The sequence below is a fragment of the Ruegeria atlantica genome (genome assembly GCF_013033965.1).
In the GTDB taxonomy this organism is placed as follows: Bacteria; Pseudomonadota; Alphaproteobacteria; order Rhodobacterales; family Rhodobacteraceae; genus Ruegeria; species Ruegeria atlantica_D.
In genome coordinates, this window is the sequence record NZ_WQFE01000013.1 from 21,573 (window position 1) to 34,576 (window position 13,004).

Genomic DNA, 13,004 nt, shown 5'->3' on the forward strand with positions numbered 1-13,004 from the left:
TCTCACGTTGAATGATATAGCGCCCACCGGAAAATGATCGCAGTGCAAACTCAATAGAATTAAATGCAAACCCAAGTTTCACCTTCGCCCGCTGGCGCGGTCCGCGCGTGCATCTGCTCGGAAAAACTGTAGTTTTAATGTTTATTTTCTGTTAGTTGCCAGAACTATGAAAATCCCACTACATTTCGCAAACTCCACGCAGGCGCCCTGCGGGCGAACGCCAGGCCCGCCACCAACATCACGCAAAATACGCCTTTAGGTTGCGCTTGAAAATCGCTAACCAACACATTTGCGCCACAATTCAAACGCCAAAATATCTTATTCGCGTCAAAATAAGACCGCCTTAAAAGTCATTGATGGGCAGAAGGAGTTAATGAGTCTTTTTGCCTTCGGGCGCTGTACGAGTTTTTCGCTCAACTCCAGTACAAGGGTCTGAAACGTGACCAATATGATGAACTCCGCTGCTGCCGAGCAAGAAGCCGTTGGTCTTGCGCGTGAAAGTTTTCTTGGCGAACTCAAATCCCTGAACCGCGACCATCCCAACACAGGGTTTGGCGTCTCATTGCGCACACGCTCCGGTCGGCAATACTTGCTCGCGAATTCGCGTATGCCGCTGCCCGAAACCAAGTCCGAGGGCTTTCCCACCGGACGCCGCCTCGCCCGCCTTGAAAACAGCGAGCGATTCAGCTCGATCGAAGTTCTGGCCGACTGCCACACTTTCGAGTCGATTTCGCCTGGTGCCGAAGCTGCAATCTTGGGCAATGCGCTGAACCTGATCGCCCGAATCGACACCGTGACCAGCACGCCAACAGACACGTTGGCCGCGACAGGAACCGGAGGCTGAACATGGCGCGTAACGACCATCTTTTGTCAGTTGGCAATGAGGCACTGACGCCCATGACGTCAGCGATGAACTCGCTGACCGCGCAGATTGATCAATTGACAGAGGTGGCGGATGCACGTTCGTCCGCACGTCTTGCCACGCTCAAGACGCGGATGGAGAATTTCTCGGCCAGCGTTACGATGGTCGGGCAAGTCAAGGCTGGTAAGTCCTCAATCGTGAACATCCTGGCTGGGCGCCCTGCGCTGCTGCCATCGGATGTAAACCCGTGGACGTCGGTGGTGACCACGCTGAACATCAACACCCGCACCGAAGGCGACCAACGCGCCAAGTTTACCTTCTTTGAACAAGAAGAATGGGACAACTTGATGGTCGGCGGTGGTCGTCTGGGTGAGCTGGCAAACCGCGCCGGCGCCGATGACGAGATGGATGACATTCGCCGCCAGATCGGAGAAATGAAAGCCAAATCCGAAGCGCGGTTGGGCCAGCATTTTGACCTGATTTTGGGGCAGAGCCATCAGTATGATTACTTCGACGAAGAGCTGATCCAGCGTTATGTCTGTCTGGGTGATGAAGACGATCCAGACATCAACCCGAAAACCGGGCGGTTCGCCGACGTCACGAAGTCTGCGGAACTGTATATGGACATTCCGCAATACCCGATTTCGTTGAAACTGTGCGACACGCCGGGTGTCAACGATACTTTCATGGTCCGAGAACAGATCACCCTACGCAGCCTGCGCGGGTCCGAGGTCTGTGTTGTTGTCCTGGCGGCCAGCCAAGCGCTGACAACGATGGACATGGCGCTGATGCGGATCATCGCTCAGTTCGAAAATCGCCAGATCATCCTGTTTGTGAACCGAATTGACGAATTGGCCGATCCGGTCAATCAGGTGCCGGAAATCAGGGACCGCATTCAGGATACACTGAAGCAGAACAACATCGACGCCAACACCAGCGTTGTGTTCGGCAGCGCCCTGTGGGCTGAGGCCGCTTTGACGGGCAATCCCGAAATCCTGTCCGATGAATCGCGTGAGGCGTTGAACACATTCTACTTGGCAGCTGGTTTCGGCGATCAGGCGCCCTCGCTCGACAAGATCTGGGCGCTGTCCGGCTTGCCCGATCTGCTGTTGGCGATGAACGAACGCATTGCCGAAGGCGCTGGCAACCGTCTGCTGGATCGTGTGCGCCACCGCGCCCGCAATATTGCAAGCCAAATCCGCGCCACGGCTGTTGCCAAGAACCTTACTGGTGGCGAGGGTCTTGTGCGCGATCTGGATGGTGTATCGCCAGAGGACGCAGTCGCCACAATTGCCGATCAATATGAAAAGAAAGCGGCTGAACTGACGGCGTCCCTGCGCGCCAAGGTCATTGAGAGACTGAATTCAGCAGAAGCCAACTTCGTCAAGCGCGCGACGGATTCACTGATTGCACACCTTGAGCTGAACGGCGAACAGGGAACATGGCAGTATGACCCGGCGGGCCTGCGAACACTTCAAAAGGCAGCTTACTTTAGCTTTGCACGATCGATGCGCAAAGAAGCGGGCGCGCTGTACAGCGCAGCGGCGGCAGATATTGAATCCCTGTACCAGAAGATCCTGGGCAACCACCTAGGAGAGTTTAGTATCGAAGCGCCCATCGTTCCGCGCGTTCCTCCGCCGCTTGGCATTGGGCGAACAATCGCACTTGACCTGCAAAGCACGTGGTGGCGTCGCTGGTGGCAGCGCCGAAAAGGGTTTGAAGCCTTTGCAGCCGACTATACTCGACTGATCGCATCCGAGGCGAATTCGATCACCAAGGATATCGAGGAAAATCAGGTTGCGGCTGTGTTGGAAAACGTTCGGGCGATCCTGTCGGATTTTATGCGCGAACAGAAAGAGACGTTGCTTAGCATTTCGGCTTCCGCCGAGAATGACCCAAGCCGCAACGCAGCTCTGATGGCAGGACTGACACCACAGAAGTCGCGTGACGATATTCTGGGTGACATCCTGAAAGATCTTAGTAACGAGGCAGCATAAGTAGCGATATGGCAAAAGACTCACAAACCCGTTTCGTCTCGCCCAAAGCATGGGAACGCATCGAGCAGTGGTCCCGCCGCAAGCCGATCTTTGCACTTATGGGAGAGTTCAGCGCCGGAAAATCGACGCTGATGAACTTTCTGCTTCGGTCGCACACGCTGCCGACCCAGGTGACGGCCACGCAGTTGCCGCCCGTCTGGTTTAGCTGGGGCAAACAATCTGCGTATGTGCAGCGTCATGACGGCACGCGCGAAAACATTGAACTGGATGCGTTAGAGTCGGTCGGCGTCAATGACGCACAGTTCATTCGTATTTTTCTTGAATCCGACATTCTCGAGGCGGTTGATCTGATCGACACGCCCGGCATCTCGGATCCCAAGATTTCAACCGATGTCTGGCGTCGCGCCGTGGGTCAGGCCAACGGGGTTCTGTGGTGCACTCATGCAACCCAAGCCTGGCGCGAGACCGAGCGGGCAACGTGGGTCGCTTTGCCGGAAAGGTTGCAGCACAACTCCCTGCTGCTGGTCACGCGCGCGGATACACTGGGCCCGAAAGACCGCCAGAAGGTGCTGCGCCGGGTCAATCGTGAGGCAGGCCATCTGTTTAACCGATCGATATTGTTCTCGGCGCGCGATGCGATCACGGCGCGTGACAAAAGCGGCGATGCCGAACTGTGGGGACGCAGTGGTGGTGGCAAGATGGTGGACAGCTTTCTTGAGATCACCGAACAGATCATGGACAACCGCGCAGATATGCTGGCGCGTTATCAGATCGACAACAGCCTTGCTGGTGCACCGCGTGTACAACCCATCCGTCCACGCAAATCCTCCGAAGGTGTGGAGCAGCCTGCCCCGCTGAAACTGGTCAATCCGGTTCAGGACGAAAATGGACACGACGAAGTCGTAACGAGCTTTCCGGTGCGCCCCGCACGTGTAGAAGCACGCTCGGGCGACACGGAACGTGCGCCCCGCATTGACGCGGATGAGGCTGAACGGATGCGGGCCGAGATGGCCGCGATCCCGGAAGAGACCAAGCCCGAAACGGAAACAGATCAGGACGAACTTCGCTCTTTCTTCCGAGAAACGCCCAGCCAGCCTCTGAATTTGGCCGATGTTGCGAATATCCCAGCCGAAGAAAACGCGTTCCTTGACCTGGATGACGACGACCTCGACGAAGAAGAGGTGCTGGAACTGGACGCCGAAGCCGAGACAGAGCTGTCTGGCACTGATGATCAGGAACCTTTTATGGCTTCGCTTGGGGACAAGCTGGCCGACGCACCGGAAGAAGCTGACGAACCAGCAGCGGAAGCCCAAAGCGCTGATGTATCTGTGTCGTCAATCGCGGCCTTACTTGCCGAACAATCCGATGGCGCGGCAGACGAGTTTGAGCCGGAACCTGAAACCAGTGGCCTGATCGAAACACAGGTCGTGCCTATGCCGAACGGCTCGTCCGAGGCAGAGCCCGAACCTGAATCGCTTGAAAAGCTGCTGAATGTCGAAGCCGGATCGCCGCTCAGCGCATCATCGATGTGGCGCGAGATCACAGCTGGCGAAGATCTTCCCACAGATACCGCGGGCTTAAATAAGGTCTTTGTGGCTTTCCTTGAAGAATTCGACAAGATCGCTGCTGAACACAGCGCCCGCGATACAAAAGACGGCGTTCCAACGCTCCCGAAAAACGGGAATAAGGGCGGGGCTGAATGGCATGTCTTATAACGTGAAACGAAGGTAGAGGGACGGGACACCCGATGTCTATCGAAGCCGCACTGAAATCCGCGATGGAAACGATACCCGACTGCGTTGCAGCCGGGTACGTGGACATGGAGACGGGGATGTTGTTGGGGACCAGCATCAGCAATCAAGAGGACGCTGAGGTGCTGGACAGTCTTGCGCTTGCAGTGGCCAATCTGTTTCAGGGCGGCGGTGCAGGTGCTTTTGAGGCACTGCTGCGGCAGTCGGGCAATGCTGATCCTGAACATCCGGGATTTGGGGAAATCGCGGTGTTTTCGAAGGATCGGCTGAACATTTTCTTGCGGACGCAGGCCTACCCGGATCACGTGGTCTGCTACATCTGTCGCAACAGCGCAAATGTAGGGCTGGCGTTGACTAAATCGCATCTTAGCCTGGGGCCGGTCGCGGCCGCAGTTTAGACGGGACCAGAGGGGGTCACGGCATGATGGATACTGACATACTCGACTTGCTCGAGGATATTGGGCGATCATCGGTTGCACGGTTGGATCCCGCCGTCGCACTTCCGGGTGACACGGCGCTTGAGCGCCGCGAAAAGGTGTTGCAGACCATTCGCGGCACTGTTTTGCCGCGTCGGCTGGAGTTTACGGCGGCCAATGGTGATTGCCTCGCAATTGAGGTCAATAGCTCTCGGGTCACTGACGTTTTTCGCGTCCGGTCCGGCGTTGCGCCTGATTTTGCGACAGAGCAACGCGATGCGCTCGCCGGTCAGCTCGCGCAACTGGTAACCGATATTGCTGGGGCGCCTGCTCCGCTAAATCTGATATCCCTTCGACCCGACAGCACGCTGGAAGCAGATGATGTCGGCATAACGTTCAGCGAAATCGCCAGTGCTTGCACAGCAATCGAAATACCAGCCGAGCCCGCCATTTCAGTCGTTCCGGATGTTGTTGAACCTGCAAATATTGCAGAACCTGTAGAAAATGCGGAGGGTTTGGCCGGCCGGTTCTATCACGGTAGCCAACGTCTGGCCGCGGGTCGGATCCACGCCAGAGCCAAGAACGGGGAATTGATACAGTCTGACGGCGATTGCGCTGAAGATCGCACACTTCATGCTGGTCAATCCTTGCTGGCGCAGTTCGCCCGTGATCTGTCAGGGTGGGATGATGACGCAGCCACAGCGCTGGACCATCCGCAACTGATCGTCATGCGCCCATCCGGTGGCAAGGGGTCTGGTTTGGCCGTCCTGAACGACGGCAAAGAATTCTCTATGGTGGTTCACGAGGCTCGCAAGCTTGGTGCCATTGTGAACCTGTGGACATCTCTGACGGGGCATTCGGAATGAGTGCGCCCGTAACATTCAATTTTTCGACTAATTCAATCTGTGATTGCAAGTGCCCAGGGTAATAGTATGAGTGAAAATAACCGTCGTGAGTTAATTCGAATTGCCGAAGATATGAACGGGGTCAGCAATGACGAGACCCGGCAGTTCATTTCGCGCATTGTTGGTGACTTAACAAATCTGAAACCGTCAATCGCATTTGTCGGGCAGATCAAAGCTGGAAAGTCGCGCCTGATCAACGGGTTTACGGGGCAGGCGGAATACCTGCCATCGGATGTAAATCCTTGGACGACCGTGATCACCGACATGCATTTCGGTCACCCCTCGGGTCGCACCGAAGGGGCGGAGTTCCATTTCTTCGATAACCGCCAGTGGCAAGCCCTGATCGCCGAGGGCGAAGAGCTGCGCAACATGTTCCCCGATGACGAGGACAGCTATAAACGTGAGATGATCGAAGAGCAGGTCGACGCGATGAAGACCCGCGCCCGGCTGCGATTGGGGGACAGCTATGAGCAGTTGCTGGGTCAGCATCACGATCTGGAACAGCTGAACTCGGACGACCTTGCCCGTTATGTGTGTGCCGGTGACGACCCAACTGATGGTGAAGAACACGATCCGGGTTCAGACCGCGGTCTATACAGCGATATTACCCGCAAGGCCGAGGTCTACTTCGACATCGGTCATTTCCCCTTTCCTTTGACGGTTACCGACACGCCGGGCGTAAATGACCCGCTTCTGATCCGCGAGGAAATCTCGCGTCAATACCTCAAGGAATCCGATTTCTTTGTCGTTGTTTTGTCCGCGCATCAGGCATTGTCGCGGGCGGACCTCAAACTGTTCCGCTTGATGCAGGCGCTGGAACTTGGACAAATCGTCGTCTTCATCAACCGCGTGGACGAATTAGGCGGCGGCGCCGAGGATGCTGGAAAGGTCCGGACAGATGTTTTGGACGGGCTGGAGAAGGCCCTTGGAAACTCGGACATTGATGTTCTTATGGGCAGTGCCCAATGGGCCCATTACGCCCTGACCGGTGATGAAACCGGAGTGAACCACGATCATGTTCTGGCATGGCTGCGCGCACATCCCGAGCAGATGAAACAATATCTAGACGGCGTTGAAGAGATCAAACAAGGTCCCGGCCCGATCAGTCGCGAGGGTGTACTACGCTTTGCCGCAATGATCGCCTCGGGCCTGCCCGATCTGCGGCGCCATGTCACCAATGCACTGACGCAAGGGCCGCGTGACGAGCAGCTCAAGATGGCTTGGCAGCACCTTAACAGTTTTGCGCAAGGTGAACTGGAACGGTCCAAGGCACATCTGCGCGCGATCGATGATGAAGGCTCTGCCGACATCACCGACGGCGATGAAAACGACAAAACACTGGCCGAGCTGCGCGCGCTGGTATCGCAAAAATCCTCTCAGATCATCGACGATATGGATGATGTGCTGGCCAACCTTCGCGGTGTCATGGACGACACTGTATCCGAGGCTGTTTCTACCGTTGTTCGGGGGCCGAATGGCGACTCGCCTTTGTTGGCAAAGGGCGGTGACACAGAGTTGAACTTCTCGCCGCTGCGGGATCGTATGCGCGAGTTGGTTCAGGGTGCTACACAGGTGGTGCGCCAACGGATGCTCAGCGAGCTTTACGCCATCGACATGAGCAGCAATGCCGCTCTTCGCGCTCTGCCGGGTTGGCAAGACCCGGCTGACAGTCGAATGAACACAAGCGCCGTTCGGTGGTTCCGCCCGGATACCACAGCACTGACGCGGGGCATTACCGTTGAACTGCGCGTAAGCTGGTTGTCGCGACTGATTTCCCGTAAAAGCGTGGTGGCACGCGCGGAACGCATGATCGTTCAAGAGTTCGAGATGATCGGCGATGACCTGGTGGATACGGCACGCTCTGATCTGCTGGAACGCCTGAATACGGTTCTTGATCACTATCTGGCATTGTTGGCCGGACATCTTGAACAACGGGTCGGAACCGGCCAAACCAACGTTCGTGCAGAAGCACAGGCAGCATTCGATCAGGCGCAACGTGTTGCAGATGACCTGGATGCGGTGTTCGGCGGTCAAGGTGCCGACAAAAAACTAGCAGAGGCTGCTGAATGATTGAATTTCCCGGAACCGAACAAGAAGTGCGCAATCTTGAACGCTTCCTGACCGCCACTGAAAACCTGCCGTCAGACACGGCCCTGGACAAAATGCGCGAACGCGCCCTGTCCCATGCCGAGCGGCTTTCGAATGCGGTCAACATCGGTTTCGTCGGGGAATTTGGGGCCGGGAAATCAAGCCTCGCCAACATGCTGGCCGGGGCAGACATCCTACCAACTGGCCCTCAGCATCTGAAGCTGCCTTTGGTCATCGTGGCCTATGCGGATGCACCAGAAACCACGGTGGGCTGGTGGGACAAAGAGCCCAAGGTCTATTCCGGCGTTGCACTGGAAAAAGCCGCGGCTGACAACCCGGATTTTATCTCGGTCGGGTTGAATACTCCGGCCTTGCAAGAAATCTCTTTGTTCGATCTGCCTGGAACCGGGGCGCTGGACGACACTTACAAATCCACTCTGGATCTGCTCTCCTACGTCGATTGTGCCATTTGGTGCACAAACGGAACCAACGCCTGGCGCGAGACCGAGCGCCACCTTTGGGCAAAAGTTCCGCAAGAACTGCGCTCGAACAGCTTGCTGGCCGTAACCCACACGGACCTTCCTCCGGTTCGTGACGCGCTGGACCGTGTTCTGAGCCGCTTGGAAAAAGAAAAAGGCGATTTCTTCCGTTCTGTTGTTCCCATCGGCACGCCTGTCGCCGTCAAAGCCATGGCGCAAGAGCCCGAACCCGATTTCGACTTGTGGGAGACCTGCGGTGGGCAAAACCTGGCCGAACAGGTCCTGCAAGTCGCGTCTGAGCGGCGCTTGAAAGATTTGGAAGCCGCCCGAAATGATATAGAGCAGGACTTTCTTCCCTATCTAGCCAGTCTGAACATCGAAGTGCCCGAGCCAACGCCGGTTGATGTGCCATCGATTCATGCCACGCTGGAATCCGCCCTTCCCCCGCTCGAAAACCCGATCCTTGAGGATTGGCTGGCCGCGATTGCCAGCATCTACGACGACTTGCGCGAGACATCGGATATCGAACCCGCAGCGTTCCTGAACAGCTGTCAGGAAATCGTCGAAGATTTTGCAGAGCGTCTGGAGCAGGGAAGCGAAATTTCTGCCGAGGCGGACTGGATTCCCGGTGAATTCGAAAAAGCAACTGATCTTCTGTTGCTGTTGCAATTCGAGAGCGGCGACGCACCGTTGAAGGACGCGATCAGTATTCTAGCCCAGCTCAGCGACAACCTCGCCTGGGCGGGTAGCCGAGTAGATTCCGTTCAGCCAAAAACCGGCACCTGACCCCTACCCGTTATAATTGAGCCATTGCGCGCGATTCGAGAGCCTCAGAATCGCGCGCTTATTGTTTCGGAATTAGTGACTAATCCGCAAAAAACCGGCAATCAGTCCGCGGATTTCGTTGCTTGAAAATCAATATATAGCACTCCCAGATATTGTGATACTATATGTAGATATTCTTTGCGCCGAGTTCTTAGTGAAGCCATCAGGCGGCCCCAATAAAGTCAAATTTGAAACGTCTAACGTTCATAAGTGTCCTGCGGTTGTGTTTGGTTGTGAGTTCGCGGGCTGAAAGCCCAGTTAAAAAAGCCGCAAAACGATTAGAACGGGCGGAAAGAAATGAGCCACAACCAGGCCGTCGGCGCGACGCACGACGAACCGAAAATTGAAGGACTTCAACCCGGCGCCAAGCTGTTGCGCGGGCAGTACGAAATCCTGCGTTTCATCAGCAATGGCGGGTTTGGGATCACCTATCTCGCACGTGACAGCTTGGAACGTGAAGTTGTGATCAAAGAGTGCTATCCTGGCGCCCTTTGCCGTCGCAACGGCGACACGGTTGAACCGGTCGAGCCGGGCTACAAGGACGATCTACGCGCGATTATCGACCTGTTCATCCTCGAAGCGCGCAATCACGCGCGCTTGGTACATCCCAACATTGTCGACGTTCATCAGGTTTTCGAAGACAACGAGACCGCTTATATCGCGATGGATTTCATCCGTGGCTGCGATCTACTGGACTATGTTGAAGACGCCAAGAACAAGGCGGGCCCGGACTTTATCATTCAGGTCACCGAAAAAATGCTGTCGGCGGTGTCTTTCATCCACCAGAGCGGCATGCTGCACCGCGATATTTCACCCGATAACATCCTGATCGACGAAAACGGTGACCCGGTGCTGATAGACTTTGGCGCCGCACGCGAACAGGCCGCGCACCAATCTGCTGCGCTTATGACGCTGCGGGTAATCAAGGACGGGTATTCGCCACACGAGTTTTATGTGCGTGGCGCGGAACAGGGGCCAAGTAGTGATCTCTATGTTCTTGCGGCGACACTGTATCACGCAATCAGCGGTGAACGTCCGATCGACGGGCAAACCCGCCTGAATGCGTTTAACAATAGTCAAAAAGATCCCTACACACCGCTCGCCGGGCGTTTCGAAGGCTATCCGGAAGGGTTCCTGGAAGCCATTGACAAGGCAATGGAAGTACACGCAACAGATCGCCTTCAGACCGCACTGGACTGGCTGCGCATGTTCCGTGGCCCCGGCGTCATGTTCGACAGCTTCGACTACCGCCCAGTGTCGGTGATCGTGGCGATGGACCAAAAAGACGAAGAAGAAGAGAAAGCCAGGATCAAGGCTGAAAGCGAAAACGCCGAAGCCGTTGTCACAGCATTGCTTGCGGGCAACACTGACATTGCATTGGGCAATGAAGACAAGAGCGAAGACGGGCTCGCGACCTTTACGTCGAAAGAGGAAACTCCGGTCGCGGTAGATACCGTGGTCAAAAGCGGATCTGGTGGCGCAGGCAAGGTTGTTGCCGGAGTGGCCGTGATCGCCGCTTTGGCGGCGGGCGGGTTCTTCCTGATGTCCAACGAAGAAACTCCGGTCGAAGACACAGCATCGACCCAAACACCTTTGGTGACCGATACGGTAGAAGAAACCGCCGTAGTCGAAACACCCGAGCAAGAGCCGGTCGCGCAAGAACAAGAACCGGTCGAGCAAGCGGCCACAGCCGAAGTGGAGCCGGCACCAGCACAAGCCGAGCCCACACAGGCCGAGGTTGAAACCACGCCAGAGCCTGTCGAGCAGGCCCAACAAGATCCGATTTTAACGGACGAAGAAGAAGCGGCGACCGCGGAAACGGCGGAAACCGTATCCGCAGAGCCGACACCGATTGTACCGGCGGAACCGGTGGAACTGGCAGAACAACAAGTCGCATTCTCACATTGGGACGTAGAAATTCCGTTTCAGACATCACGGCGTCGGGCTTCGACGGGCAACGTGATTGCGGTAACGGGCGTCGACCAGGATATGGATCCCGCAATCGTAGGTGAGTGGGTCAAGCGTGGTACGACGATTTTCACTTTAAACAGCAAGCCGGTGCAGGCGGACATGACCTTTGCCGCACAGGTGATGAATGATCTGACGGTGGATCCAGACGGTTACATCCGCGTCTCTGCCCGGTATCGAACGCTGGGCGAAACGCGTCCGCAGAACGGATTGTTGGCGCTGCCTGCAATGCGCGTGCTTGGCTTGGAAAACGGCTACGTTTTCACAATCAAGAACGAAGACGGCGCAGCGTGGCAATCCGTCCTAACCTCGGTTCCGCCTGAGGCGACAGGTGGATTGCAGAAGGGCGATGTCCTGATCGCAGAGACAAGTTCCGGAACACGCATTGACGGGTCGGATAGCCTGGAAGCCCTGCTGGCCAAGCTTGTATCAGAAAACCAACCGCAGGCCCGTTTCAGCGTCTTGCGCCGTGGGACCGAAACAAATGCTGAAATGCCACTAGCGCAGGAGTGATCTGACCGGTTCGTATGTGATCTGCCAGTGTGTGTTTGCTGAGGGTAGTGCCAAGTTCGGCATCCCTGACGGGAACCGGCCCGTCGCAGAAGTCAAAAGTGACATTGTTATCCCAGTTAACCGTGCCGTTGTGCAACCGCGCACAGAGGTAAGAAGCAGCCCCACGGGACCGTTGTCCTGTGCCAATAATCAAAGGTGTCGACACCATGTTCAAATACAAAAGCCCTCTAAGCCGGCTTCTCGAGGGTGCCGGCAAACCTAAAGAGAACGAAACCGAAGAAGCGGTCGAAACAGAAACCCCAGAGGTGGAAAAGGCCGAACCAATCGCGGATTTCAATGCCCTACGGGCAGCACTGGCAGGCGGCAATGTGTCCTCGGACAGCTACGAAGAGTCCGAGGATCTCGTGCCAGAAGAAAAAATGCCTGAATTCTCTGAGGAAGAAGCAGCAGAAAATTCAGAGCCCGAGGATGACATTGTCATAGCAGAAGTCCTGGACGCTGCGGACGAGGCACCCGAGCCCGAAGCAGAGACTGTATTGACGCTGCACTCGGCTATCGAGGAAGACGTCGAAGCGGTCACCGAAGTAGTTGTCGAGCAAGAGGTACTTGAAGTCGAGGACCCTGAGCCAGAACAGATTGTAGAGGTCGTCGCTGACGATCCCGTTGAAGAACCGGTTTCAGAAGAACCCAGCGTCGAAGAACCACATGTTGCGCCAGTACCGCAGCCCGAACCGGCCGAGGATCGTCGTGGTCGCGTCAAGACAACCTTCTTGGGTTTCGAGCGCGCCGACACACATGCTCAGGACCTCATTGAGACGGCTGAACCAGTCGCAAAAACAGACAAGGCCGAACAATCTTTCCCGGTTGGTTGGCTGGTTGTCACCGGTGGCCCTGGGCGTGGTGCAAGCATCACACTGACCGAAGGTCTGATGCAGATTGGCCGCAATGACGACCAGGCCATTCAACTAGACTTTGGCGACACCGGTATTTCGCGCAGCAACCATGCGGTAATTGCCTACGATCCCGAAGATCGCAAATGTTACTTGGGTCACGGCGGCAAGGCCAATCTGGTGCGCCTGAACGGCAAACCGGTTCTCAGCACCGTTCCGCTGTCCAGCGGCGACTTGATCCGTATCAGCGAAACCTCGATCCGTTTTGCCGCGTTCTGCGACGATGGCTTTGACTGGCGGGATTCCTGAT

At 56.2% G+C, this 13,004-nt stretch carries 9 protein-coding genes; all 9 read left to right on the top strand.

Annotated features, from left to right (window positions below):
• The first annotated feature begins 448 nt into the window (after window positions 1-448).
• The 9 genes from GOW16_RS19405 to GOW16_RS19445 all read left to right on the top strand — a co-directional run bounded on the left by GOW16_RS19405 (window position 449) and on the right by GOW16_RS19445 (window position 13,003).
• Window positions 449-844: a hypothetical protein gene (locus tag GOW16_RS19405; protein WP_217354693.1), complete on the top strand. Its 396-nt coding sequence runs from the start codon at window positions 449-451 to the stop codon at window positions 842-844.
• Window positions 845-846: 2 nt separating this feature from the next.
• Complete coding sequence (locus tag GOW16_RS19410; RefSeq protein ID WP_170418627.1) at window positions 847-2,859, top strand: dynamin family protein; 2,013 nt, start codon at window positions 847-849, stop codon at window positions 2,857-2,859.
• An 8-nt stretch (window positions 2,860-2,867) separates the two neighbouring features.
• Window positions 2,868-4,574: a dynamin family protein gene (locus GOW16_RS19415; RefSeq protein WP_170418632.1), complete on the top strand. Its 1,707-nt coding sequence runs from the start codon at window positions 2,868-2,870 to the stop codon at window positions 4,572-4,574.
• Window positions 4,575-4,606: 32 nt separating this feature from the next.
• On the top strand, window positions 4,607-5,008 hold the full coding sequence (locus GOW16_RS19420) for a hypothetical protein (protein ID WP_170418635.1): 402 nt from the start codon (window positions 4,607-4,609) through the stop codon (window positions 5,006-5,008).
• A gap of 23 nt (window positions 5,009-5,031) precedes the next feature.
• On the top strand, window positions 5,032-5,892 hold the full coding sequence (locus GOW16_RS19425) for a hypothetical protein (RefSeq protein WP_170418638.1): 861 nt from the start codon (window positions 5,032-5,034) through the stop codon (window positions 5,890-5,892).
• A 66-nt stretch (window positions 5,893-5,958) separates the two neighbouring features.
• A complete protein-coding gene (locus tag GOW16_RS19430; RefSeq protein WP_170418641.1) occupies window positions 5,959-8,001 on the top strand; it encodes a dynamin family protein in 2,043 nt (680 codons plus the stop codon).
• A complete protein-coding gene (locus GOW16_RS19435) occupies window positions 7,998-9,284 on the top strand; it encodes a dynamin family protein (protein ID WP_170418644.1) in 1,287 nt (428 codons plus the stop codon). Before GOW16_RS19430 ends, GOW16_RS19435 begins: the two co-directional genes overlap by 4 nt.
• Before the next feature lie 336 nt (window positions 9,285-9,620).
• Window positions 9,621-11,804, top strand: coding sequence for a serine/threonine protein kinase (locus GOW16_RS19440; RefSeq protein ID WP_170418647.1), 2,184 nt, complete (start codon window positions 9,621-9,623; stop codon window positions 11,802-11,804).
• 206 nt (window positions 11,805-12,010) lie between these two features.
• A complete protein-coding gene (locus tag GOW16_RS19445; RefSeq protein WP_170418651.1) occupies window positions 12,011-13,003 on the top strand; it encodes an FHA domain-containing protein in 993 nt (330 codons plus the stop codon).
• Window position 13,004 lies beyond the last annotated feature (1 nt).